This is a genomic window from Paenibacillus cymbidii, from assembly GCF_004764705.1.
Taxonomy (GTDB): Bacteria; Bacillota; Bacilli; order Paenibacillales; family NBRC-103111; genus Paenibacillus_AN; species Paenibacillus_AN cymbidii.
Map to the genome: position 1 here is coordinate 221,352 of NZ_SHLX01000001.1, position 26,063 is coordinate 247,414.

General features: G+C 57.2%; 22 protein-coding genes and 1 pseudogene. 22 read left to right on the forward strand and 1 reads right to left on the reverse strand.

From position 1 onward, the window contains the following. Nucleotides 1–13 precede the first annotated feature (13 nt). From EXY20_RS00880 to EXY20_RS00890, 3 genes are read left to right on the forward strand one after another with little or no spacing between them, the layout of a single operon-like run. Nucleotides 14–847: a carbohydrate ABC transporter permease gene (locus tag EXY20_RS00880; protein ID WP_407944882.1), complete on the forward strand. Its 834-nt coding sequence runs from the start codon at nt 14–16 to the stop codon at nt 845–847. Between the two features lie 20 nt (nt 848–867). After that, the gene (locus EXY20_RS00885; protein ID WP_135546654.1) at nt 868–2,247 is read left to right on the forward strand and encodes a polysaccharide deacetylase family protein; all 1,380 of its coding nucleotides are present in this window, start codon (nt 868–870) and stop codon (nt 2,245–2,247) included. After that, the gene (locus EXY20_RS00890) at nt 2,244–3,047 is read left to right on the forward strand and encodes an endonuclease/exonuclease/phosphatase family protein (RefSeq protein ID WP_135546656.1); all 804 of its coding nucleotides are present in this window, start codon (nt 2,244–2,246) and stop codon (nt 3,045–3,047) included. The genes EXY20_RS00885 and EXY20_RS00890 overlap by 4 nt, the downstream gene beginning before the upstream one ends. Nucleotides 3,048–4,091: 1,044 nt before the next feature. Here EXY20_RS00890 and EXY20_RS00895 read toward each other — a convergent pair. Then, nucleotides 4,092–6,701: a CehA/McbA family metallohydrolase gene (locus EXY20_RS00895; protein ID WP_207671195.1), complete on the reverse strand. Its 2,610-nt coding sequence runs from the start codon at nt 6,699–6,701 to the stop codon at nt 4,092–4,094. A gap of 163 nt (nt 6,702–6,864) precedes the next feature. Between EXY20_RS00895 and EXY20_RS00900 the strand changes: the two genes are divergently transcribed. The 19 genes and pseudogenes from EXY20_RS00900 (at nt 6,865) to EXY20_RS00985 (ending at nt 26,058) form a co-directional block, all read left to right on the forward strand. Next, nucleotides 6,865–7,020, forward strand: coding sequence for a YfhD family protein (locus EXY20_RS00900; protein WP_207671196.1), 156 nt, complete (start codon nt 6,865–6,867; stop codon nt 7,018–7,020). Continuing rightward, nucleotides 7,020–7,394 (forward strand): hypothetical protein, encoded by a 375-nt coding sequence (locus EXY20_RS00905; RefSeq protein WP_135546659.1) that lies wholly within the window; start codon nt 7,020–7,022, stop codon nt 7,392–7,394. The genes EXY20_RS00900 and EXY20_RS00905 overlap by 1 nt, the downstream gene beginning before the upstream one ends. A 280-nt stretch (nt 7,395–7,674) precedes the next feature. Next, the gene (locus EXY20_RS00910; RefSeq protein WP_235885301.1) at nt 7,675–8,445 is read left to right on the forward strand and encodes an SDR family NAD(P)-dependent oxidoreductase; all 771 of its coding nucleotides are present in this window, start codon (nt 7,675–7,677) and stop codon (nt 8,443–8,445) included. Nucleotides 8,446–8,661: 216 nt separating this feature from the next. Next, a pseudogene (locus EXY20_RS39655) lies at nt 8,662–9,180 on the forward strand (3-hydroxyacyl-CoA dehydrogenase family protein); the annotation flags it as partial. Next, nucleotides 9,169–9,603, forward strand: a complete 435-nt coding sequence (locus EXY20_RS39660) for a 3-hydroxyacyl-CoA dehydrogenase family protein (protein ID WP_268965916.1) — start codon at nt 9,169–9,171, stop codon at nt 9,601–9,603. The pseudogene EXY20_RS39655 and the gene EXY20_RS39660, both read left to right, overlap by 12 nt. A 295-nt stretch (nt 9,604–9,898) precedes the next feature. After that, nucleotides 9,899–11,674 carry a sensor histidine kinase gene (locus tag EXY20_RS00920; RefSeq protein WP_167858922.1) on the forward strand — a complete coding sequence of 592 codons (1,776 nt, stop codon included), beginning with the start codon at nt 9,899–9,901 and terminating at the stop codon, nt 11,672–11,674. A 3-nt stretch (nt 11,675–11,677) separates the two neighbouring features. Then, complete coding sequence (locus tag EXY20_RS00925; RefSeq protein WP_135546665.1) at nt 11,678–12,439, forward strand: response regulator transcription factor; 762 nt, start codon at nt 11,678–11,680, stop codon at nt 12,437–12,439. 101 nt (nt 12,440–12,540) lie between these two features. Beyond that, nucleotides 12,541–14,271: a DUF4091 domain-containing protein gene (locus EXY20_RS00930; protein WP_135546667.1), complete on the forward strand. Its 1,731-nt coding sequence runs from the start codon at nt 12,541–12,543 to the stop codon at nt 14,269–14,271. A gap of 3 nt (nt 14,272–14,274) precedes the next feature. Then, on the forward strand, nt 14,275–15,171 hold the full coding sequence (locus tag EXY20_RS00935; RefSeq protein WP_135546669.1) for an SMP-30/gluconolactonase/LRE family protein: 897 nt from the start codon (nt 14,275–14,277) through the stop codon (nt 15,169–15,171). Between the two features lie 57 nt (nt 15,172–15,228). Further along, complete coding sequence (locus tag EXY20_RS00940; RefSeq protein WP_235885325.1) at nt 15,229–16,950, forward strand: extracellular solute-binding protein; 1,722 nt, start codon at nt 15,229–15,231, stop codon at nt 16,948–16,950. Between the two features lie 91 nt (nt 16,951–17,041). Next, nucleotides 17,042–17,947: an ABC transporter permease subunit gene (locus EXY20_RS00945; RefSeq protein WP_135546673.1), complete on the forward strand. Its 906-nt coding sequence runs from the start codon at nt 17,042–17,044 to the stop codon at nt 17,945–17,947. Nucleotides 17,948–17,962: 15 nt separating this feature from the next. Continuing rightward, a complete protein-coding gene (locus EXY20_RS00950) occupies nt 17,963–18,844 on the forward strand; it encodes a carbohydrate ABC transporter permease (RefSeq protein ID WP_135546675.1) in 882 nt (293 codons plus the stop codon). Between the two features lie 25 nt (nt 18,845–18,869). Beyond that, nucleotides 18,870–20,015 (forward strand): Gfo/Idh/MocA family protein, encoded by a 1,146-nt coding sequence (locus EXY20_RS00955; protein WP_135546678.1) that lies wholly within the window; start codon nt 18,870–18,872, stop codon nt 20,013–20,015. Between the two features lie 8 nt (nt 20,016–20,023). Continuing rightward, a complete protein-coding gene (locus EXY20_RS00960) occupies nt 20,024–21,838 on the forward strand; it encodes a hypothetical protein (RefSeq protein WP_135546680.1) in 1,815 nt (604 codons plus the stop codon). Nucleotides 21,839–21,858: 20 nt separating this feature from the next. Continuing rightward, nucleotides 21,859–22,698 carry an amidohydrolase family protein gene (locus EXY20_RS00965; protein WP_135546682.1) on the forward strand — a complete coding sequence of 280 codons (840 nt, stop codon included), beginning with the start codon at nt 21,859–21,861 and terminating at the stop codon, nt 22,696–22,698. Between the two features lie 16 nt (nt 22,699–22,714). Next, nucleotides 22,715–23,818, forward strand: coding sequence for a mandelate racemase/muconate lactonizing enzyme family protein (locus EXY20_RS00970; RefSeq protein WP_135546684.1), 1,104 nt, complete (start codon nt 22,715–22,717; stop codon nt 23,816–23,818). A gap of 45 nt (nt 23,819–23,863) precedes the next feature. After that, nucleotides 23,864–24,634 carry a creatininase family protein gene (locus tag EXY20_RS00975; RefSeq protein ID WP_135546686.1) on the forward strand — a complete coding sequence of 257 codons (771 nt, stop codon included), beginning with the start codon at nt 23,864–23,866 and terminating at the stop codon, nt 24,632–24,634. A gap of 5 nt (nt 24,635–24,639) precedes the next feature. Continuing rightward, on the forward strand, nt 24,640–25,017 hold the full coding sequence (locus EXY20_RS00980; RefSeq protein WP_135546688.1) for a RidA family protein: 378 nt from the start codon (nt 24,640–24,642) through the stop codon (nt 25,015–25,017). Nucleotides 25,018–25,047: 30 nt separating this feature from the next. Beyond that, on the forward strand, nt 25,048–26,058 hold the full coding sequence (locus tag EXY20_RS00985; RefSeq protein WP_135546691.1) for a Gfo/Idh/MocA family protein: 1,011 nt from the start codon (nt 25,048–25,050) through the stop codon (nt 26,056–26,058). The last annotated feature ends 5 nt before the right edge of the window (nt 26,059–26,063 follow it).

Here is a 26,063-nt window from a genome sequence, read left to right on the forward strand (position 1 = left end):
GGGGGAGTACGAAGTGAGCGAAAAACACACCGGCATCTGGTCCCGCATGTGCATCCATTTGTTTCTGCTGATTGGCGCGGCAAGCATGCTGTTCCCGTTTTTCTGGATGATCATGACCTCGATCAAAACGAATGTGGAGGCGGAGCACATTCCGCCCGTCTGGTTTCCGGCCAAACCGCAGTTCGACTGGTATTCGAAAATATTCGCGCAAATTCCGTTCGGCCATTACTACATGAACACGATCTTCGTCACCGTCGGCCGCACGTTCCCGCAAGTGTTTCTGTGCGCCATGGCGGCGTTCGGCTTTGCGCGGTTGAAATTTCCCGGAAGGGATATTATATTCGTTTGCATTCTGGCGATTCTGATGGTGCCGTCGCAGGTACTGCTCATTCCGCACTATTACCAGGCGGTGCTGTTTCATTGGGTTGATACGTATAAAGCGCTCATTATTCCCGGCATTTTCTCCGCGTACGGCACGTTCCTGCTGCGCCAGTTTTTCCTGTCGCTGCCGAAGGAGCTGGAAGATTCGGCCAAAATCGACGGCTGCAGCTACTGGACGATTTTCTGGCGGATCATGCTGCCGCTGACGATGCCGGGGCTGGCCGCGCTGACGTTCTTCTGCATCCTCTCGAGCTGGAACGATTTCATGTGGCCGCTTGTCGTCACGAACAGCGACAGCATGAAGGTGCTGTCGGTCGGCATCAACTCGCTGCAAGGCTTGTACGTGTCGGAGCAGCCCTTGATGATGGCCGCATCGGTGATGGCGACCGTGCCGCTGCTGTTGTTTTTCCTGCTGATGCAGCGTTTCATTATTAAAGGCATCGCCTTTTCCGGCATCAAAGTTTAACCTCTGGTGGTGATGGACGAATGACGAAAGTGAAAGTATTGCTCTGGTTCGACGTCGAGGACTACATTACGCCGCAGTCGCGGGAATCGTTTCTTGCGGTGCTTCGCATGCTGAACGAACGGGGCGTCAAAGGCATTTTCAAGATCGTCGGGGAAAAAGCGCGCGTCCTGCTGGAGCATGGCCGCACCGACATTGCGGAGGCGCTTGCGCCGCATGAAATCGGCTACCACACGAATTTGCACAGCCAACATCCGGTGATGAGCGAATATTTGGAACCGGTGGGCTTCGCGGAAGGGGCGGCGCTGTTCGACGCCAAGGAACGGGTCGGCCTGGACGATGTCGCCCGGTTCACCGGGAAGGCGAGCATGACGTTCGGCCAGCCGGGTTACTCGTGGGCGCCGCATGCGTACCCGGTGCTGCGCCGGTGGGGCGTACCCGTTTATGTCGACGATCACGACCATCTGTCGCTCGAAGGCAAACCGTTCTGGTACGGCGGGCTGCTCAGCTTCACCGATCTGAAAGGCACGATGCGCATGGACTTGAAGCCGGACGGACTGGAGCGGGCGAAGGCGGACTTCGACCGGCTGCTGGCCGATTTTGCCGGCGAGCCGATCGCGTTCGTCAGCATTTATTACCATCCGTGCGAGTTCGCTTGCACGTCCTTCTGGGACAAACATAATTTCGGCCGCGGCAAGTCGACGCCGCGCGAACAGTGGCAGCCGTCGCCGCTGCGGCCGGAGGGCGAGATGGAGCTGTATGTCGAGCGGCTCGGCCAGTTCATCGACTATACGCTTGCTGCCGGCGACGTTGCGTACATCACATCGAAAGAAGCGCTTGGTCTGGAAAGCTCGGCCTCCGGCGCGATTGCCGCGGCCAATGTTCGCGGCCTGGCAGCGGCGGTCGGCAGCGAGCTCGGGTTCGTGCGCCTGGCGGATCGGGCGCTGTCGGCGTCGGAACAGTTTTCCTTGTTCCGGCAGTACATGCTGGGCCGCGAGTTGACGGCGGAGACGGTGTACGGGCCGGAGCGGGACTTCGTCAGCGAGGGCGACGGTCCGCTGACGGTCGCCGGGATTAAGCGGGCGATTGCCGAAGAAGGTCCGTCGGTGTGCGGCTATCCGCAGCTGCCGGATGCGTACGTCGTCGACGGCCGGCGGATCAACCCGGTCGATCTGACGTGTACGATGGCGGCGGCGATTGCGCAAGGAGCAGGCGACGGCGATGCCGTTCCACTGGTGCGGGGACGATTGACGGCGGCCGATTACGCCGGCGACAACGACTTGTGGGGTCCGCGCTGGTCGATATTCCCGCTGGACTTCCGGGCGCCGAACCTGGTGCGGTTGTCGAAGCTGCAGGCGTGGACGCTGAAGCCCGCGATGTTCACGGAGGGGGAAGCGGATTGAAGCTGACCGTGATGACGTTCAATTTGCGGCGCGAAGGGCTCGATGACGGGCTGGACATGTGGATGCTGCGCAAGCAGGCGACCGTCAAGGCGATTCGCGAGGCGGACCCGTGGATCGTCGGCACGCAGGAAGGTTATAGCGAAATGCTGCGGTATATGGAACGCGAGCTTCCTTATTTCAGCTGGCTTGGCAGCGGCCGGCACGGCGGCAACCGGAACGAGCACAATGCGATTTTTTATCGCCGCGATTTGCTGGAAGTGGTGGAGCAGGGCCAGTTCTGGCTGTCCGAGGAGCCGGACGTTCCGGCCAGCCGCAGTTGGGGATCGTCCCACTCGCGTATCTGCACGTGGGCGCATTTTCGGGCGATTGCGGGAGACGGCGGGGAGTTCGCCGTGTTCAACACGCATCTGGACTACCGCAGCCAGGAAGCGCGCGAGCGCGGCATCGGGCTCGTGTGGGATGCGATGCGGCAGTTCCGCGAGCGAAAGCCGCTGCCGCTCGTGTTGACCGGCGATTTGAACTCGGAGCCGGACACGGCGGTGGTGACGTTTCTGCGCGGCGGCGGCGAGCTGCCGCACGAACCGGAAACGCGCTGCGCGCTGAAGGACGCTTACAGCGCGCTGGACGGCGAACCGGGGCTGACGTTTCATCATTTTAAAGGCGGCGAGTCGGGCGAGCCGATCGATTATATTTTCGTTTCGCCGGAAGTAAGCGTAAGCGGCACGGCCGTCAACCGCAACCGCTACGGCGGCAAGTGGCCGTCGGACCATTATCCGGTGAAGACGGTTGTGACATGGTAGCAGCTTGAAGACGCCGCCCCTGGCGAGGGGCGGCGTCTGTTTTGGTGCGCCCGGCACGACGGGCCGACCGGGAAACGAAAATAGCCCATGAAAAATGGCTTATTTGTCCGATTTTCCCCTCCTCGTCGGAAATAGCCAGTGAAAATATGGCTTATTTGCTCCGCCAGGCCTCAAATCGGGCATTTTAGCCGAAATAGCCAGCGATTTCACTGGCTATTTCGACGAGGCTGCCCGGTTAAGACGAAATAGGCAATAAAACATGGCCTATTTTTCCCAAGTGGCTTCATCGTAGCGGCACAAAAAGCGAATTTGTTAGTTGGCGGAGGGGAGAATGCCGCGCGTAGTGCAACGTGTCTGCTTCGCAAGGGGATGGGAGCGGAGAGTAGGGGGCAATGTTGTCAGGTTAAGCGATGGTAGCTGTCCCGGCCTACTTTAAGGCCGGAATCAGCCTTATTTCATCCGTCGCTCGCCGAAACGTCGCTGTAAGGCCGGAATCAGCCTTATTTCATCCGACACTCGCCGAAACGTCGCTGTAAGGCTGAAATCAGCCTTATTTCGCTAACATTCCAAGCAATGCAAACTTTATATTCTTTAACATTACAATATTGGTTTTTTATAGACAAGTGGGGTTCAACCCCCCCCCCCGGGGGGGAGTTGGTTTTGCTTGGTCGACTCTCTGATTAGCGATAAAACCTATCTCGGGCAGGGGCCGGCCCGGATTCATGACAAAGACTGATCGGCGCCCTGAACCGGGCCACGCCGCCGGAATAAGCCGGTTTTTCCGGCTTATTTCGCTCGAACTGAGCTACGCCGCTGGAATAAGCAGGCTTTCCCGACTTATTTCATGCGAACTGAGCCCCGCTGCCGATTTAAGCCGGGTTTTCGGGCTTATTTTGCCCGAACTGGCCTCAGCCGCTGAAATAAGCCGGCTTTTCCGGCTTATTTCGCGCGAACCAGGTCCCGCCGGCGGAATAGGCCGACTATTCCGGCTTATTTCGCCGGAGTGGCTGCTAACCTGACAACGTTTAGGGACAAAGGATGTTGTCAGCGGCGCTTCACGCTGCGCGGCAACTTCCGTTCCGGATGGCCGGCGTGGTCGTCCGCCGCCGTATGGCGGTGCATGACGCCCTGCTGGTGCATCCGGTTGTGCAGCGCCCGGTAGGCGCCGGTAAGCGTCAGCAGCATTTGTTTGACCAGCCGTTCGTCGGCCGGCGTCGCCAACGTTTCGATGTAAGCGGTCGAGCCTTCGATCTGCTCGAGAATCGTAACGGCGTCGGCGGCGCGGAACAGCGGCTTGCCGTCCACGACGACCATAACGGCGCTGGAATGCGCGGCGATGATTTCGCTAGCGCCCTGATAACGGCCGCGCACGCGCAGCGCCAGCCAGCAGCTGCCCGCAACCGGCACCGACCAATGGCCGGCGTAGCTGCCGCCCGCCGGTTCGACGGCGCTCGCCTCGCGCAGCTCGCCGTTGACGACAAGCTCGATTTGCGTGACCGGCACGGTGACGGACGACACCTGCCAGACGACGTCTAGCGTGCCGCCGGAAGACGTCAGCTGCAGCTGAGAGCCCATTTCGCTGCCGTTCACGCGAAATTCGAGCAGCGGCCCGAAGGTGGCGAACGTGTTGCCGGAGCGAATCGCCTCCATCCAGCTCGCGTACGTAAACGGCTTATCCTTGATCAGCGCATACGTGCGGATCGTGCCGACGGCGGTGATTTGCGACATTTTGTCCGTGCCGCCGACGGCCGGCGTCCTATAGCCGCAATTGAGATATCGATACCAGTCCGACAGCGAATAGGGACTGATGCCGGTATTTTCGAACGAGCACAGCTCGATCGCGTCCACTTCGCCCAGCACGATCGTGGCGGCGCCTTCAGCGCGCGGATTCGGTAGGTGAGGCAGCACGACAATGCCGTTCTGCTCGCGGCATTGCTTCGCCCACTGCGTAATCGTAACGGACGCCGGGTCGCCGATGCCGGACTCGTCGGGTGCGCCGGCGCACAGCGGCACGATCATCCGGCCTTCGTAGCCTAGCAGCGAAATATGGCCAAGCACGTGCTGCCGATTTTCGGTGCCGATGCGCACGAGGTATTCGCCGGAGCCGCCATTTTCGACGCTGCCGATCGTCGTCCTGCCGTCAAAATCGCCGAGGTTGCTGAACATTTCCCCCCACTGGCTGGCCAGCAGGTTGACCACGTTGACCCCTTCGGCTTCGCCTTCCAATAATGCCGTCTGCGGCGACAGGAAATGCACGTGCGTGTCGGCTGTCACCCAGCCGCTCCGGCGCCAGCCGAGCACATGGTCGAGCTCGATTTCGATCGTTTCCGTGTCGGCGGCGATCTCGAGCTTTTTGCGCACGGGCCGGATTTCGAAGCCTTTCGTTACTTCCATATAGACGGTTCCGAGCGGCAGCCGGAATTCTGTTTCTCCATCCACATAGCAGCTGTAGTGGAACCCTTCGACATGCTCCGCACCGTAGTCCTCGAACCAGTGCGCGTTCGGCAGCCGATGCCCGGCAACAGGGGCCAAATAACCGCCGTGTTCGTTGTGAAGATGGATTTTGGCGGCTGTTTTGGCCCTTGTCGCCCGATCGACGATGCGCAGCGTCACCGGCCGTTCGGCTTGGCGCAGCCGTTCGATGCCGGCGGTTTCCAACTCGCGGAGCGATACGGTTTGCCGGCCGTCGGCGCGTTCGAGGAACAGGCGCCCGTCCGGATGGGCGGCGTAATCGACGATCCATTCGCCCGGCTTCGGCGTCGGCAGCGGCGGATTCGCGGCGTTCAGCCACGACTCGTGGCCGTAATCGAGCACGGGGGCAACGGCGATCACTTCGCCAAGGTCGATGCCGATGTTGGCGTCGCTGCCGAACGGGTTCGGCCGGAAATCCGGCGCGGTGCGCAGCCGGATTTGGCGCCGGCTATCCCAGCGCAGCGGATTGCCTTCGAGGCTGGTTGCGGTAATGCCGAACAAAAAAGCGACGCCGTCCGCCGGCGTCACACGCAGCCCGGTCAATTGCTTGTCCGGGTGCGGATTGACCAATGCGTGCAGCCAGTGGTGCAAGCCTTCGCCGAAGCCCTGAAATGTCGTGCGCAGCTGGCTTTGGCCCCACGGAATTTCCGGCGCCCGGCCGCGCGGCAAATCGCTGTTGCCCGGCATCGTGCGCGGCTTCCTGTGTTTGACTGCTTCGAAGCTGTTTTCGCCCCATTTGACGCGGAATTCGCTGATTTGATAGCGCCGGCGCATCGGAAACGCCGCTTCCGTGCCGTCCGCGTACAGCAGTGTATAGCGGCACACCGTTTCGCCGAGGCGAGGGGAGCCAAGCATCGGACTGGTGATGCCGTCTTCACCGGTCGGCGACGTTTTGAAATCGGCGGCGTGCAGGAAAACAAGCTGGCGCGCGGTGACCGGCGCCGGGAAAGGCACGTTCACTTCATCGCTGCCGGCGATGATCATATTGGGCCCGCCGTCGGTCGGGCCGAGGCGGAACGGGATGCCCCACAAGACCGCTTCGCCGGTGAGAAGTTCGTTTTTTGCGGCGATAATGTCGGGCGAACAGTCGCCTTCCCGCAAGTCGGCGGCGGTGCGATTGTAAGCTTTCGCCAGATCGATCGGGCGGAATCGTTCGTCTGTAGAATCAGGGATTATGGTCATGGCAAAGCCTCCATCGGTGCGGGAAATAGGAGCGGTTCCTCTTCATCATATCATTAAATTAATCATTAAGTAAATTCAATTTTGCGCTGTTCGGGAGCGGGCATAGCATCCGGCGGCAGTGGCATACTAGTGCGGAAAGAACCAGCGAAAGGGGCGAACGAGGATGAATCCGATGGAGCACAAGAAGGCGGGCGAGTCATACAAACGCCGCCTGCCTGTCGTGCGCAGCGAAGACGTCGAATTTTCCGCCGAAGCGGCGGACCGGGACGATCTGGAGGCGCAGAAACGGGCGGACGCGGCCGAAAGGCGGCAGCGGTAATGGAAACGGCGGGCGAAAAAAACGTTATCGCCTATTTCCGCACGCCGGAAGCCGCCGAGGACGCCGCGGCAAAGCTGCGGGCGATGCGCGCGACCAGCGTGTCGGTCGACCGCGTGTCGCCGTACTCGGGCGGTCCGCTGCATCGTACGCTTAACCCGGCCGGAGGCAGCTTCGACGGCCTGGCCGAGCTGGTGCTGGACACGGAAGCGCTGACGCCGGGGGCGGGTGTGCTGCTCGCCGCCGATCCTGCGGCAAGCGGGCTAGGCGACGGCGGCGAGGAAATCGGCCGCGACATCGTGCTGGCCGCGGTCGTGGACGCGACGGTTCACGAACGTGCGCTGCGGCTTGTCGCGCAAGCCGGGGGCAAGCTGTAGCAGCAAAGCGGCAGCGTCGCAACCGTGCGTTTCCGCGCGATCAGCGGAACGGACGGTTGTTGATGCGGTGCAGGAGCGGGACTCGGGAGCGGAGGCCTCGGAGTTCGTCTGGGCGGCAGTGCACCGGATTTCTCCCGTTTTTCCGCAATTGACAGAAACGATTAACGCTCGCTATACTAGGTAATGAATACGTATTCATAAAGTGCGATTTTAGCCGAGATACATAATCGCAGGGGAAGCGCGTCAACAGATATGAATACGTATACATAATGGGAAGCAGGTGAAAGGGTTGACTTATTTTACCGAGCTCGGGCAACAGCGGGTAATTGTGACGGGCGGGAGCAAAGGAATCGGGCGCGAGATCGCGATGGCGTTTGCAAGGCTGGGCGCCGTGGTTACGATTTCCGGACGAAACGAGCAGGACTTGCTGCGGACGGCGGACGAGCTGCAGGTTTTCCATCCCGGTTGCAGCTACATCGTCAGCGATATTCGCCAGGCGGCGAGCTGTCATGCTTTGATTGATGAAGCGTTTGCTCGAATGGGCGGGGTCGACGTGCTGGTCAACAATGCAGGAATCAATATAGCCAAACCTTCGCTTGACGTAACGGAGCATGATTGGGACCAAGTCGTCGACACCAACCTGAAAGGAATGTTTTTCTGCTCCCAGCAAGCGGGCAAATATATGATTCGGCAGCGGGAAGGGACAATCGTCAACATCGTGTCGCAAATGGCCTTTGTCGGCTTTTACGATCGGGCTGCCTATTGTTCAAGCAAAGGCGGCGCGGTTCAGTTGACGAAAGCGCTGGCGGTCGAGTGGGCTGAGCATCAAGTCAGGGTGAACGCGGTGGCGCCGACTTTTATCGAGACGGAAATGACTTCCGGCATGCTCGGCAACCCGGCGTTCAAGCAGGAAGTTCTCAGTCGAATTCCTCTTGGCGCAACGCCGGCTCCGTCCGATATCGCAAGCGCTGTTGTATTCCTTGCTTCGGACATGGCCAGATTCGTAACCGGCGAAACGCTGCGGGTGGACGGCGGATGGACGGCTATTTAGGGCGTGTCTGAAAACCCGCTCGAGGTCATCTTGCACCGCCTTTTCGCCCCCTGCTGCGTCAGTTTTGCTTGACTTACCCCCGGTAAGCCTGCGCAAAACTTCCTTGCATGGGACGAAAATTCGGCACAATCTGTTCCCCTCGGAGTATTCAGACACGCCCTAGCGAATTCAGATGGAGATAAGGAGAGATGTGTCTTGGCTGAAACGGAAGAGCGGTTGGCGGTAACGGGAGCGGGTCTGATGGGGAGCAGCATCGCGTTGAATGCGGCATGGTGCGGGATCCCGGTTGCTTTGCAAGGCTTGAGCCTGGACGAACTGCAGCGGGCGAAGCGGGAGATCGGGCAGACGCTTCGCCGATTCGCGGCCAAGGATGTCATCCATGATTCCGAAACGGATCGGATCATGAGCCATATTCAATTCGTAGAATCCGTCGAATAAGCCGTGAAGGATCGTACTTTCGTCATTGAAGCGATACCTGAACAATTGCAATTGAAGCAACGCTTTTTTCAAACGTTGGATGCTTTATGCGACCCGAGTGTTGTGCTTGCGAGCAATACATCGGCGCTTGACCCGACGGAAATCGCCAAGGACATGAAGCATCCGGAGCGGATGCTGATCACCCATTTCTGGAATCCCGCTCATCTGATCCCTCTGGTCGAGATTGTGCCGGGGGATCGGACGGGCGCGGAAGCGGTCGAACGTGCGTCAAGCCTCATGCTGCGCATGCGCAAAAAGCCGATTGCGCTGGCCCGTAGCATACCGGGCTTTATCGGCAACCGGCTGCAATATGCCATGCTGAGGGAAGCGGAATACTTGCTGCAGCATGGCATTGCCGGCAAGGAAGATATAGACGCGGCGGTCACGTACAGCATCGGCAGGAGGTATGCGGTAACGGGAAGGCTCGAAAGCGCGGATATGGGCGGACTTGATGTGTTTCACGCCGTTTCCTCCCATCTGTATCCGGATCTTGCCGTTCAGCGGCAACCGCTTCAAACAATGAACGATTTGGTGGAGAAGGGACACTACGGCATAAAAAGCGGCAAAGGGTTTTACGAATGGAGCGAAAGCCGCGCCAACCATATCCGGCAGAGCAGGGAAGATTTCCTGATCCAGCGCTTGCTGGAGGACAGGCTCGCAGAACACCGGCAAGACGAATGAACGGCGTCCCGCGCGTGGACCGGAGGATGCGGCGGTCGGGAGCAGTGCCGATTGCCGCTCGTCCGTCGACGAAAGGAAACGTTTGTGTTTTTTGGGAAGTTTATTGTGTCATGTTAACAAGTTTATTTTGTCGTGCCCCCAATCCGCCCGATATGCTATACTTTTTATGCAGCGCAGCACGAGCGCAGTTCCGATTGGCGATAAAACCTGCCTCTGAAACCGGCCGTTCATTCTGAATGGCCGCGATAGAGGTTTTCTCATTTTCCGCATGGCGAATGACGAAGGAGGCGTATCGTTGGCAAGAATCGCACCGCATTTAAGCCTCAAGAAGAAACTGATCATGGTGTACGGATGCATCCTTATCATCCCCATTTTCATCCTTGGCTACTATTTGACGAACCACTTGAGCAATACCATCCTCGACAACAGCAAAAGCCACTACGCCAATTCCGCCGCGATTTTGAACCACAATCTGATCAACCGGTTGAACAGCTTTGGCGATATCGCCAGCAGTATCGTGTACGACAACAAGCTGCTTCAGCATTTGAATGTCCATTCGGAAGACGATTACGATGTATACCAATTTTATGCGGATTTCATCGATCCGCTTTTCAAGCGGGCGTTCATCAAGGAAAGCAGCTTGCAGATCAAACTATATGTCGACAACCCGAACGTCAAATTTTCCGGCCATTTCATCAACGACACGGTGACGGTGTGGGACAAGCTGGAGCAAACCCGCGATATGCGCGGCAATTTAAGATGGAACGGACTCGTGACGTACCAGGACAGAACCTATTTGAGCTGTCTGGTTCCGATCCGCGATTACCAGTATTCCAATCGTACCATCGGCGTTCTGGAATTGTTGATCGACCAGAGCGAGCTCGGCGCCTTGTTTACGATCGGCGATTCCAAAGATGCGCTTGTGCTTCTGCAAGATGACAAGTCGAATACGCTTGCTTCCAATTCGGAGCTATTGGACAACAGGAATGCGGACGATTGGGCGAATTGGCGTTCGGATTCGAAGGTCGTGTTTAACGGGGAGCATTATTTGTTTATCCGCAAAGCGGTAGACGACGAGAAGTTGAATATCGCCGGCTGGCATATCGATTATTTGATTCCGCTTGAGCAAATGCGGGCGATCACGAAGACGACCTGGATTACGAGCGTCTGGTTGAGTTTGTTGTGCATCGGCGTATCTGTCGTCCTGATCTTCTTTCTTTCCCGCAGCATCACCTATCGGATCGACAGTTTGATCGCAAAGATGAGGCAAGTCCGCAAAGGAAACCTGAAAACGACCGTTAAAGTGAGCGGGCACGATGAAATTGCCCAATTGGGAGAGCATTTTAATATCATGGTGCGGGAACTGGAAGAACTGATTCATGAAATCATCGATGTGAAGCTGCAAATCAAGGATGCGGAAATTCAGAAGCAGGCGCTCGAGAACGCGACGCACGAATCGCAGCTGCTGGCGCTGCAGAGCCAGATCAACCCGCACTACCTGTTCAATACGCTCGAAAGCATCCGCATGCACCTGCTTATCAAGGGGGATCGGGAAACATCGGGAATCGTCCGGTTGTTCGCGGAGAGCTTCCGTCATATGCACGAAGAGACGGACGAAATGATCGAGATCGGGTACGAACTCACGTTTATTGCCCAGTATTTCACCATTCAGCAGTTCCGTTACCCGGATAAACTGAAGCTTGTCGTGCACGTGGACGAGGGGCTGGAGAACCGGCCGATTCCGAAGCTGATCATTCAGCCGCTGATCGAAAATGCGATTTACCACGGGCTGGAGATGAAGGAGGGGGCCGGTTCCGTCAGCCTGTCCATAGCGAAGAGCGGCGAAACCATTCATATTCGCGTGGCGGACGACGGGGTCGGCATGGATCCCTGGCAGTTGGACGAACTGCTGCAATCGCTCGGCGACGACACGGTAAAAGGCAACTATCTGGCGTTGCGCAACATTCACAGGAGGTTGAATTTGCTGTACGGCGACAAGGCGAAGCTGCGAATCGGAAGCACCAACGAAGCGGGTACCGTGGTTGACATTTATTTGCCATTGGAGGGTTGACACATGTACCGGGTATTGATCGTCGACGACGAAACGTCCATACGGAAAGGTCTGGGGATTTTAATCGATTGGAACGATTACGGTTTTCAGGTTGCCGGCGAGGCGGCGAACGGCCTGGAAGCGCTGCGCATGATTCAGAAGGAGCGGTACGACGTGCTCGTCAGCGATATTCGCATGCCGCTCATGAACGGTCTGGAGCTGTCGCAGCAAATATACGAGATGGGGCTGGACACGAAGGTAATTCTCGTAAGCGGTTACCGGGACTTTGAATACGCGAGAACGGCGATCGAGTTCGGCGTGGCCAACTACGTATTGAAGCCGATCAACGAAGAGATTCTGATCCGCGCGTTAACCAAGATCAGGAAGCAGTATGAGAGCGCGAAAAACGGCGAGGACGGGTTGCCCGGCGAAGAATACGGCGCAGCGACGGCGGCCGGCGACCCCGAGATCGTCCGGCATATCGAATATTACGTGCAGCAAAACTGCGGCGGCAATATTACGTTGATCGAAGTCGCGAAGCAGTTCAATTACAATCACGTCTATCTGGGCCGGTTGTTCTTCAGAGCGAAAGGCGAAAGCTTCCGAAACTACCTGAATCAAGTCCGGGTGAAAAAAGCGGAGAAGCTGATCTGCGAAGGCAAATACAAGCTGTACGAAGTATCCGAAAAGGTCGGATACAAGGATTTTAATTATTTTTGTAAAATATTTAAAAAAATAACAGGTTTTACGCCGGGCGAATATACCGCCTCCAAGCATCAAGTATAGTTTATCGCAAGAAAGCGTTTACTTTGTCGTGACTCCCCCTCGATTTCCTATGGTATAACTGAGTTGCAGGAAAACCGCGGGTAAAGCGAGGAGAGTGAACGATGATCAAACAAGAGCAAATCAAGGCGCAGGTGTTGGCGAAAAAAGCAAATCTGAAATACCGATACGGATTGCCGGAACAAGCCGAGGTTTTGTTCTGGGTGCAGGATACGCTTCAGCGCGTGTACCCGCATTCCGCTCCGGAAGGGGGAACGAGCCTGGAGCTTTACACCGCGCGAAACGCCCGATTGTCATTCCAGGCATGCTTGAACAACAACGGGCTTTTCCGCGTCAACGTCAACTGCGAAGTAAGCGGCGAGGACGAATGGACCGCAACCGTCCGCCGGGTGGGCTGGGTTCAGCAAGATTATCTCACGCTTCACACGTTGCCGTCGGAGCTTGACGGCGTGCAGAACGTGCCGGGCCTCGTTCCCGATCCGCTATTCCCCGAGACGACTGCCGAAGTCGGTCCGCTCGCGAACCAGTCGTTTTGGGTAAGCGTTCACGTTCCTGCGGATGCGAAACCTGGCGTACATACACTCAAGGTCAAGTTTACAAGCCCGGTTATGGACGAATTGGCCGAGCTGTCGGTACGAGTCAACGTTCATTCGGCGGTCATTCAGCCGCGAAAAAACTTTCCGGTCACTCATTGGTGGTACCCGGAATGTATTTTCGATTGGTACGGGCAGGAGCCGTTAGGCGAAGCTTTCATGCAAACAGCAAAACCTTATTTGCAAAATCTGTTTGACCATGGCACCGACGTCCTTTACGTCCCGCTGCTCAATTATCGCAAGGAGTTCATGAAGCGGCCCCCGCAGCTCCTGAAAGTTTGGGAAGTCAGCGAAGGCGTTTACCAATTCGATTGGACATACGTGCGGCAAATTGTGCGCATGGCCAAGGAGATCGGATTCGGTTATTTCGAATGGTCGCATTTCTGGGCATACAGCCACGCAAAAGAACATTCCGCCTCCGCAAGCGAACCGACTCGCATCTATACGGAGCGGAACGGGCAGCTGGATACGCTCTTTCCCGAACATACGGATGCTACAGGCGAAGTGTTCAGACGGTATATGGAGCAGTTCATCGGGGAGTTCAAGCAGTTTATGATCGAGGAAGGAATTTTGCACGACTCGCTGTTCCATATTTGCGATGAACCGACCGATCGACCGGAAGATGTAGCCAATTATAAAAAAGCGCGCGAGTTTTTATTGCAAATCGACCCGTCCGTAAAAGTGATGGATGCGATTTCGGGCAACGAATATTTGAACCAGCGCTTGACCGACTATCCCGTTCCTTTGGTCGATCGCGCAGTCGATTTCATGAAAAGGGGGGAACCGCATTGGGCCTACTACTGCTGCGGTCCGACCGGTCCGTATATGAATCGTTTTTTCGATACCCCGCTCGCCAAAATTCGTCCGCAAGGCATGGTGTTCTACAAGCTGGGCACCTTGGGTTTTCTGCACTGGGGCTACAACTATTGGTATACGCAAAAGAGAAGCTCGGCGGAGCAGGAATACGGACAGGATGCGCAAACGATGGCCGACCTGTTCTCGGACGCTTCTGCGGGACGGGTGTTTCCCTATGGCGATCCATTCGTCGTTTACCCCGGCGAGAACGGTCCGATCGATTCGATCCGGTGGGAAGTGTTCGCGGAAGCGATGCAGGACTACGCGTTGCTTCAAACGTTAGGCATCGATCCCAAGGACGAACGGCTGGAGGCGATCGTCGATTACGCCAACTATCCGAAGGAAGCGGAGTGGTTTCGCCGGTTCATCCGCGAGTTGCTCCAATAAGCGATGAAGGAGTCGGACAACATAAGCAGAGAGCCTTATTACAGAAGTCGCGATTTTACGGCGGAACACGGGTTCACCTCCGGGATCGAAGGACCGGCCACAGATGCGCAAGGCAATCTTTACGCGGTTAATTTCGCGAGCGAGCATACGATCGGGCGCGTCACTCCCGAAGGCGAGTGCTCCGTATTCGTGGAACTGCCTAACGGCAGCATCGGCAACGGAATTCGTTTTACAAGCAAGGGCGAGATGCTGATTGCGGATTATACGAACCATAATATTTTGCAGGTCGACATGCAGACAAGGCAAATCAGCGTTTTTGCGCATGAGCCGTCGATGAGCCAGCCGAATGATATCTGCATCACGCCGGACGATGTGGTGTTCGCCAGCGACCCCGACTGGCAAACCGCGACGGGGCGGCTATGGCGAATCGATCGGGATGGCGTTGTTACGCTGATGGAAGCGGACATGGGGACGACGAACGGGATCGAAGTGACGCCGGACGGCAAGACGCTTTATGTGAACGAGTCCGTGCAACGCCGCATTTACAAGTACGAGCTCACGCCGGATCACAAGCTGCTTCACAAGAAACTGGTCATCGAGTTTCCCGACTATGGACTCGACGGCATGCGTTGCGACCTGGACGGCAATCTGTATGTGACGAGATGGGGCAAAGGCACGGTCGTCAAACTGTCGCCGGAAGGTGCCGTTATCGCCGAAATCGAGCTTATTGGGAAAAACTGCACCAATCTGACCTTCGGCGGAATCGACGGACGAACGTGTTACGTCACCGTGGCGGACCGGGGCAATATCGAAACGTTCCGGGTGGAAACGCCCGGCAGGTGCTGGTTGGCGACGCAAGGGAGGTGGGGCCGCCGAAAAGGCAACACGGACACCCGGTAACGACATCATCCGAGCACGCCAAGTTCATGGATAAGGGAGAGATGGGGTTTGGTTAAAGTGAAGTCGAAAAGCTTGTCCGTCGCATTAGCCATTGTTTTAGCGATGACCGTCGTCGCAGCCTGCAGCAAAGGAAACGATGCAGCGAGCAGCGCGACGCCCGCCCAGAAAAGCGCAAGTCCGAGCGCGACGAACACGGCTAAAGCCGAAAAGCCGCTTTACACGGTGAAATATTTGAATCCGGGAGCGCTCGGCAACCCGAACATCACCAAGTCCGACCAGACGGAAATCGGCAAAATCATCAAGGACAAGTTCAATATCGTGTTCGAATACGTTCCTTATCCGGGCAGCTGGGAGGAGAAGGCGAACCTGATGCTGGCGGCGCGCGACTATCCCGAAATTTTGTGGATCCAGTCGAACACCACGTTGGACAAATATATAAAAGCCGGCGCGCTCGCGGAGCTCGACCCGTATTTGGCCGATTCGCCGAACTTCACGAAGCGGTACGAGAAGATGATTCCATTGTGGCGGCTCGCCTCGAATGACGGCAAGCTGTACAACTGGCAGAAGGACCAAAGCGACCTGAACACGAACGTGCGCGGCAACGACATCGGTGTACGCATCGACGCGCTGGCGAAGCAGGGGTATCCGAAGCTGCTTTCCGAAGACGATTGGGTGGGCTTCCTGAAGCAGGCGGTGAAAGACTTCCCGACGGCGCCGAACGGACAGAAGACGATTGGCATGGTGTCGCCGTGGGGCGAATCGTGGGGCGTCGCCGGCATCGCAGGCGCGATGCACGAAAAGGGCGGCACGTATACCGGATTGGCCGGCAACGAAGGCGTTATTTTCAACAGCGAAACGATGAAATACGAGGACTATTTCCTGAACCGATACGTGCAGGAGTCGTACCACTTCTTCAATCGTTTGCATCGCGAAGGTTTGCTCGATCCGGAAATTTTCACCGACAAGTCGGCCCAGATGAAAGAGAAGGTGTTGAGCGGGCGGGCGATCAGCACGTGGTATTCCATTCCGGGATACTCCGACAACGTGAAGATCAAGGAAGCGGGTCATCCGGAGATGCAATATATTGCGCAGCCGGTACGTACGAATACACAGGTGCAGGAGAACAAGAAGCGTCTGATCATGGAGCTGGATACCGGCACGTTCCTGAACCTGGTCATTACGAAAAACGCCAAAGATCCGAAGCGGCTGATGGAGCTCGTCGACTGGGCTTCGTCCGAGGAAGGCATGACGCTGCTGCAAGCGGGAATCGAAGGCAAACATTACAACGTGCAGAACGGCAAGCGCGTACCGACGGACCTGTATTATAAGGAAGTTCAGGATCCGCAGAGTACAGTCGGCTTCGGATATTTCACGTTCCTTGGCAACGACTTGCGGCTTGGCGGCAACGGTCAGCCATACAGCTTCACGAACGATTGGGACTTCAAAGACAAGCTGGTGCAAACGCCGGAGACGATGGAGGCATTCGGGAAGCTCGGCTGGAAAACATCGGTCGACTACTGGAAGGCGACGACGACCGGCGCTCCGTCCGGGATCATCACGACGGTGCGGATCGAGCCGACGTCGGAGCTCGGCCAGCTTCATCAGAAGATGACGGAATTCCGCGTCAAAAACACGTCGAAGCTCGTCTTGGCCAAGTCGGAAGACGAATTCTACAAAATTCAGAAGGACCTGACGGAGGAGTACAAGAAGCTCAATCCGGAACGCGTCATCAACGAATACAACAAGCTGTATGACGAGTTAAGCAAAAAAGTGAAGTAATTTCGTTACGGGTTTCGATACGGGATGGGAACGCAAGGGTCGGCAGTTGCAGCTGCCGATCCCCCTATCGGGGAAAGAAAGGAGCTTTCGTTTGCTCGAAATAGTTCACAAGCAAAAATACTTGTACATGCTCCTGATTCCGGCAGTCGTGTTTGTGCTCATCTTTCACTATATTCCGCTCTTCGGGTGGATCATTGCTTTTACCCGGTATCAGCCCGGCCTGGGACTCTGGTCGTCGGAATGGGTGGGGCTCGAGCATTTCCGCCGTTTTTTCGTCGAAGGCTCGGATTATATTTATTTGTTGCGGAACACGCTGGTCATCAACATCCTGATTATCGTCACGAACCTGGGACTCGGCTTGATATTCGCCGTTCTGCTCAACGAGCTGCGCTCCAGGCTCGTGCTGAAGGCGATGCAGACGGTATCGTTTTTCCCTTTCTTTATTTCGTGGGTCATTACGTATTCGATTTCCTATACGTTTCTCTCGCAATCGGCAGGGGTTATCAACGAATGGCTGACAAAATGGGGCTTTGTCTCGACGGGCATCAACTTCCTCGGCAATCCGGATTATGCCTGGCCGCTGGCGGTGGGGCTTGAAGCGTGGAAATCCATGGGCTACACGAGCATCATTTTTATTGCGGCCATATCGGCGATCCCGACGGATCAATACGAAGCGGCGGATATCGACGGGGCGAGCCGGTTTCAAAAAATACGATTGATAACAATTCCGAACCTGGTTCCCACTCTGGTCGTCATTCTGATTCTGAACAGCGGTTGGGTGCTTAGCTCCAACTTCGAGTTCTTCTTCATCTTTACGAATCCGACGAACTGGGAAAAGATGCAGGTGCTGGACATCTATATTTACGATTTCGGATTGAAGCAGAACAATTATTCGTACGCCACGGCGGTCGGGATCGTCAAAACCATCGTCAGTCTGGTGATCGTCATGTCCATCAACGCATTCTCGAAGCGGGTGGCGGGCAAAGGAATTTTTTAGAAAGGGGGAGGGCCGTTGTTCTACAAGCAATCTTGGGGAGAACGTTTGTTCGATTGGCTGATTTACGCGTGTATGCTCGTCATATTCGCGGTGATGGTTACGCCGTTTCTTCACATCGTTAATTACTCGCTCAGTTTGCCGACGAAAGCGACCGGACAACTGCTGCTCGTCCCGAAAGGGTTTACGCTCGATGCGTACAAAGCCGTCTTCACCAACAAGTCCATTCTGCACAGCATATGGATTTCGGTCGCCAGAACGGTGTCGGGCACCGCCTTGATGGCGTTCATTACCTCGATGGGCGCATACGCGATATCGCGGGACGATTTGTTCGGCGCCAAATTTTGGCGCAAATATTTCGTTTTTACGCTTTATTTTTCAGGCGGCATCATACCGGTTTACTTGCTCATCCGGTCGCTCGGGCTGGCCGGGACGTTCTGGGTGTATATCGTTCCCGGAGCGGTAAGCGTGTTCAACATGATTCTGATCAAAACGTACATGGAGTCGATCCCGAAGGAACTGGAGGAATCGGCGCGCATGGACGGAGCGAACGACGTCTTCCTGTTTTTCCGGATCGTCTTCCCGTTAAGCGTTCCGGTTCTGGCTGCGGTTTCGCTGTTTTCGGGGATCGGACAATGGAACGCGTTCATCGATACCCAGTTCTATAACGCCATGAACCCGAATTTGTTCCCGCTGCAATACGTGCTTTATAACGCTTTGCAATCCATCACGTCGGTGGACGCGTTCTTCCACGATTCCGCGCAGGTGATCGTCCATTTGACGCCGCAAAGCTTGAAGCTGGCGATGACGGTGCTTACCGTGGTCCCGATTATGATCGTCTACCCGTTGCTTCAAAAATATTTTATCAAAGGCTTGCTCGTAGGCTCGATCAAGGGCTGAAGCAGCGTCAGGAGAGGATAGCGCCATGAAAAAGGTCAGATTGGGAGTTGTCGGTCTCGGTCCGCGCGGCCGTTACGTCGGGAAATTGTACCATGCTCATCCTTCCTGCGAGGTGGTTGCGCTGTGCGACCGGTTTGTGACAAAAGCCGAATCGATGGCGGCGGAACTGGGCAATCCGTCGATTCGACTGTTTGCCGACTTCGAAGAGATGCTGGCGACAGTGCCGCTGGACGCCGTGTTCATTGCGGCCCCGCCGGATATTCAGGTGGACATGGCTTGCCATGCGATGAACAAAGGGGTGCACGTCGCCACGGAAGTACCGGCCGCCTATACGATCGAGGACTGCTGGAAGCTTGTCCGCACCGTGGAACGGACGGGCGCGAAATACTTGCTGTCCGAGCAGACGCGCTATTGGGGATTTATTCGTCAATGGGCGGAAATGGTGCGAAGCGGCGAGCTCGGCCCCGTATTGTTCGCCGAGGGCGAGTACTTGCATTACGCCGAGTGGGATTATTACATCGACGCCCGCACCGGCGAAACCTTCTTCGGGGACCCGAAACCGCCGGCGGGAAGGGAAGTTGAAGCTACCTGGCGCAATCGCCGTTTCCTTCATCCGATCTACTATTTGCCGCATACGCTCAGTCCGCTGCTCAAGATTGTCGGAGGGCGCGTGACGAGCGTAAGCTGCATGGGAACGAGGCCTGCGAGTCATTATGTAAGCGGGGCCGCGGCCCGCGATGTGGAGGTGGCGCTCATGCAAACGACGGAAGGGACTGTTATTCGCGCAGCCGCCGGCTTCACGTCGCCAAGCGGCCCGCGGCGGGACACCGGTTATCACTGGTATCAGGTGAAAGGAGCTTCGGGAGCGGTAGAATGGGCGCGTTCCAAAAGGGATCGCCCGCGGATGTGGCTCGACCAAGACGCGGACTGGCGCGAGATGGACTGGAAGACGGATGCGGGACTCGCTCCCGGTTTGTCTGCGGAAACCGCTCACGGCAGTGCGGACGGATGGCCGGTGGACAACTTCATCCGGGCCGTCGCCGAGGATGCTCCGCTGGACATGGATGTATACGCTGCCGTCGAGACGGCGGCGCCCGCCATACTTGCGGCGGAATCGTCGCGTGAAGGCGGCGTGCTCAAAACCGTACCGAATTTCAGAAGAAGGGGATGACAGGCGGGATGTCGATCAATTACGGGACGCTAACAGGTTATATTTACGAGGATTCGCTTCGGTCGGAAGCCAACCGTATCGGGGAGAACTACTGGTATGCCTATATGGAAGAGATTATGGACGAGATGGGCTTGCGTGCGGCGAAGCTGACGCGCGGCGATCTGAGCGATCCGGGCCGAATCGCGGCTTTGCGTTATTTGTTTATCGGCGATTTCACGCTCTCGGTCAAGGAGAAAGCCGCGCTGCGCGAATGGGTGCAAGCAGGCGGCACGCTGATCGGCTTTGCCACGATCGGTGCCGACGACCTGTTCGCGATCGAGCCGGTGGGCCGGTGGAAGCAGGCGGATGGCCCGTTTACGATCGCGGCCTATTATCGTTTCAATGCGGCTGGCGTTCCGGCCGATCCGCAGTACGGATTCCACGGCGCCATGGTGCCGATTCTGTCCCCGGAAGTGATCCTGCTCGGCAAAGAGGAGAACGGGGCGTTCGGTTCGCTTCTTCAAGTGGCGTGGCGCAGGGATACGGGGCACGAGGCGATTGCCCGCCGAACGCTCGGGAACGGGCAGACGTACTATTTTGGCTTCAATCTGCCCCATTCGATCTGGGCGATGCATCAAGGCCGGCCGGTCGATCGGGATTATGACGGCGACGGGCTGTACCGGTTCAACGATGCTGTCGTGTTCAGCCGCTCGATCGGGCTCGATTTGCCGGTTGCCGACTACTGGCTGCAATTTCTGGAGACGATTCTCATTCAGACGCCGCAGCCGTTTCTACACCAGCTTCCGCCGCTGAAGGACGGCACGCTGCCGGATATGCTCTTCCATATCGGCGGCGACGATGAGTGTACGCCGGGCATCCAGGTGAAATCGTCCGACTATTTCAAGGAAAAGGGATTGCCGTATCAGATCAACCTGATGCCGGACCGAAGCGGGAAGTTTGCGATCGACAAGGAAGAGTACGAGGCGATCAAACAGAACGGCCACGATCCATCGCTTCACTTCGACTTCGTCGGGCAGTACCGTCATTACAACGAGGCCGATATGAAGCGGCAGCTCGATCAGTATCTCGAGGCGTTCGGCGAAGTTCCCGTCGCCACGGTCAACCATTGCTCGATGGCTACGGGGTGGGCGGAGCAAGCCCGCTGGGCTTCGGCGCTGGGCATGAGAGGGGACAATACCCGCGTCCATTCGTTCGTTCCGCCGGATAACGGAATTAACCTGATGGGCTTCGGCTTCGGCACGTGTTACCCGCATTTCGTCTACGACGACTACAAGCACGACAACAAACGGCTGGATTATGTCAATATTCCGATCGTGTTCTTCGAGCCGCGGATTTACATGGAGACCGAGGAGCAGGATCTGGCGCGCATTCGCGGCGCTCTCGATCGGGCCGCTCATTTCGGCTGGACGCTTAATCTGTTCATTCATCCGATCTATGTAGTGGACGAACAGCATACGCCGTTCTGCTGGCCGGCAGTAGATGAAATGCTTCGCTACACGGCGGAGAAAAAGTATAACGTCGCGCTGCATTCCACCAATCAGGTGTGCGACTGGTGGTTTGACCGCGCCGCTTCGACGGTGAAACTGAACGGGGCGTTCGGAACGTTCGGGGCAAAAGGCTCTTCGGCTTCCGTCAGCGTGAAGGCGGACCATGCGGACGGCGTGTTCGTGAAATTCCCGCTGAACGCGGGATCGTCCGGCGAAGCGGTCTATACCGTGGATGGCCGGAAGCGGAACGCAGTCGTGAAGCGTCAGAACGGCATCCCGTGGTTGTTCTGCCAAGTGCCGCAAGGCGTGCATGAGATAGAGGTACGCTTCGAATAGCGTAGAAAGAGGTGGACATCGTGGTATTTGACTGTCATACGCACTTGATGGAAAGCCGTCATCTTACCGGATCTTTCCTGAGCGATGCGCTCCGGGTATGGGGGCAAGATTACAACATGACCAGCACACCGGAGCAGCATCTGGAAGCGATGAAGGATACGACCGGCGCAATCGTACTTGCCGTGGATGCGCCGTACATCGGCTTCAACGTACCGAATGAATACGTCGCCGAGTATGTGGCCAGGCATCGCACGCGTATGTTCGGCTTCGCCAGCGTCGATCCGAACCGGGCCGGGGCGGACCGCCTTCTTGAAAGCGCGGTTCGGGAGCTCGGGCTGGTAGGGCTGAAGCTGGCGCCGATTTACCAAAATTTCCATCCGACCGACAAGCTCGCTTTTCCGGTGTACGCCAAGGCGCAGGAGCTCGGTCTGCCCGTCATGTGGCACCAGGGTACGTCGTATCCCGCCCAAGGCCCGCTCGATATTTCGCGTCCCGTGTTCCTGGACCCGGTCGCGCGCGCGTTTCCGGACTTGTTGATGATCATTGCCCACATGGGGCACCCCTGGATGGGAGAAGCGACGGCGACCGTGCGCAAGCATCCGCATCTGTTCGCCGATATTTCCGCGCTGGGCAAACGTCCATGGCAAATGTACAATGCGCTGATCGAAGCGGTGGAGTACGGCATCGAAGACAAGCTGCTGTTCGGCACGGACTATCCGAACTTCACCGTACAAGAGACCATCGATGCGTTGACCGGCATCAACCGGCTTGTGGAAGGAACGAATCTTCCCCGCGTGCCGGATCGCGTCATCGACAAGATTCTGCACAAGAACGTCCCCGAAGTGCTGGGTTTGGTTTAGGAAGGCGGTTGAACCGATGAAAATCGTATCGGTCGAAGCGGTGCCGGTTACGCTGAATTTCCGCGAGCCGGTCAGCGACAGCTGGGGCGTATACGCGGCTTCCAGGCACGGCATCGTCATCGTGCGCGGGGAATCGGGCGAATATGGAGCGGGCGAAATCGCCCTCGCCTGGTTCGGAGGGGCGCACACATTGTGCCAGGACGTGAACCGCCATTGGAGTGACAAGCTCGTTGGGCTTGACATCGGCGATATGACGCGAATCGTGCAGACGCTCGACTATTTATGCAGCTTCTCCAAACGGCATCTGCTCGCCAAAGCCGGCGTCGAAATGGCCGTATGGGATCTGCTCGGCAAGACGTTGGGCGTACCGGTGTATCAACTGCTCGGAGGCAAGCAACGCGATCGCATTGCGCTGACGGGCGGGATGCCGATGGACGCCGTGGAGCGGATGACCGAAACGGCCGTCAAGCGAGTGAAGGAAGGCTATACGGAGCTGAAGCTGAAGGTCGGACTGGACGAGGCCAAAGATTTGGCGGCGGTCAGAGCCGTTCGGAACGCCATACCGGACTCGGTGCGCATGCGCGTCGATGCCAATATGGCGTGGAAGGACGCCAAGCGGGCGAAAACCGTCATCGACGAAATGACAGCATACGGCGTCGATATTGTCGAACAGCCGCTTCCCGACACGCAGCTCGACGAACTGGCCTGGCTCAGGAGCCGCACCGACGCCATGATTTTGATCGACGAAGGCGTCTGGGACGTCCACGACGCCAAACGGCATCTGGAGCGGGAAGCGGCCGATATGCTTCACGTATACATTTCGGAAGCCGGGGGGATCGGCGGGGCGAAGCGCATTTTCGAATTGGCGGCTCTGTACGGCAAAGACTGCACGATCGGCTCGATGCCGGAAGGGCGCATCGGAGCGGCGGCTTCGGCGCATGTGGCCGCCGCCATGGGCAATTTGTCCCATCGGCCTTCGGACATTCGCGGCTTCACCGCGTACGCCGAAGATGTCGTAAGCGAGGAACTCGACATTGCCGAAGGCTCGCTTATCGTACCCGATCGCGCCGGACTCGGCGTCACGATCGATTGGGACAAGCTGCGCGCGATGCGCGCATAACGGTTCGCTCCGGCGAGGCCGGAGCGAGGAAAGGGGCACCACCCGATGATTTATCGCCGGATGACCTGGCAGGAGTTGGGCGACGTCGATTGGGCGCATACGGTTGCGCTCGTCCCGACAGGCGCCATGGAGCAGCACGGACCGCATCTGCCCGTAGATACCGATACGCTCATCGTCACGCGTCTGGCGGAAGAGGCGGAACAAAGAAGCCCGGAGCGCGTGCTGTTGACGCCGACCGTCTGGCTCGGGCACTCGCCCCACCATCTGTCTTTTGGCGGTACCTTATCTCTATTTCATCCATCCTACATTCAGATGCTGATCGGGATTTGCCGGTCGCTCGTCGGCATGGGCGCTCGCCGGATTTGCCTCCTGAACGGCCACGGCGGGAATCGCGCTCCGCTGGCCATCGCGCTGCAAGAGCTGAAAAACGAATGCCGGGATACGCTCGTCGTATCGGCCGAATATTGGGGACTCGCCTCTGCCGCGATCAACGCCGCGCGCGAATCCGGCTTCGGCGGACTTGGCCATGCGTGCGAACTGGAAACGTCGCTTTATCTTTATTTGAACGAACCGGAGGTCCGCAAGGACCGAATTTGCGATGACGGCGCCGGTTGGCCGGACGATTCATTTTTTCGCTCGGAGATGATGCACGGCAGCGCGGCGTCAAGAGTGATGAATTTTGACGAGTTGACGCGCTCGGGCGTTTACGGCCGGCCGACGCTCGCCACTGCCCGCAAGGGCGAAACATTGTTCACGGCCATATCGGACCGCATCGAACGGTTCCTTCAGGAAGTGAATGCAATCGGGACGGAGTGAAAAGGATGACGAAAATCGCGATCGATGCCCCTTATGTCGCCAAGGCGTTCGGTTATTATTCGACAGCGGTGCGCAAAGGGAACATGATGTTTTTATCCGGCCACGGACCGTTCGACGAAAACCAGCAATTGGTCGGCGAAGGAGACTTTGCCGCGCAGGCGGAGAAGACGATGCAGAACATTCGCCACGTGCTGGAGCATAACGATTTCTGCATGGACGATATTGTGCGTTCGACGGTTTATTTAAGCGATATTGCGAATTGGGCCGCGTTTAACGATATTTACGGCGCTTATTTTACGGCGCCGTATCCCGCCCGCTGCGTGGTCGCATGCCAATTGAACGGCTTCATGATTGAAATCGAATGTACGGCGATCAAAGGGTAGCCGGCTTGCGCGGAGGGAGATGAAGTTCATTTGTCTGGGGAAAAGATTCGTTTGATCGTGGTCGGGTGCGGCGATATTGCGGTTTCGCGGCATATTCCGGCGCTGCTTGCCAATAAAGACGTCGATCTTGTCGCGATTTGCGATACGGACGGGGAGCGGGCGGCAGCGGCTGCGGAGCGATACGGAATTCGCGCCCATACAACCGATTACCGCAAGCTTATGCGCGACGGTTCTGTCGACGCCGCCATTGTGGCCACGCCTCCCTGGGTGACGCCCGATATTACAATCGACTTGCTGCGCGCGGGCAAACATGTGCTTTGCGAAAAACCGATGGCGATTCTCCCGGAGAAAGCGGAGGAAGTCGCCCGGACGGAGCGGGAAACGGGAAAAAAAGTGCAAGTCGGGTTTACGTACAGGCACGATCCGTTGCTGGAGCAGCTGAGGGACTGGATCAGGGAGGGCAGGCTGGGAAGCCCGCGCTACTTCAGAATCGGCATTTTCGACGAAGTATGGGACCCGGTCGGCAACCCCGAACATTACCGCCGCATTTTCAAGACGATGGAATACGGGGTGCCGTCTGTCCATGATGGGGCCCATATCGCGGACTTCCTGCACATGCTGACGGATTCTCCCGTCAAGCAGGTGCACGCATTCGGCTACAAAAGCCGCAGCGAGTTTCCGGCATCCAACTTCGATACTTCCATCATCGATTTTGCAAACGGAGACCGGGCAAGGCTGGAAATCGGCTGGTTTTATCCGCAATTTCCCGCCGGCGAATTCGAGATCGTCGGCCCCGAAGGAATCGCCGTATTCGACAGGCTCAACCGGTCGGTGGAGCTGCGCACAACCGACGGAGTGGAACGGGTCAATCACGACGACGATTGGTGGGACACTTGCTTTCGCATTCAATTGGACAAATTCATCGTTGGCATTCGTTCGGAACAACCGCTCGTACCCGGTACGCGCGAAGGCATATACAGCCTGACGTTAACGAAACAAATCGAAAGTGCCATTGGCGGGCCGAAAGAACGGCCCGTCTAGGCAAC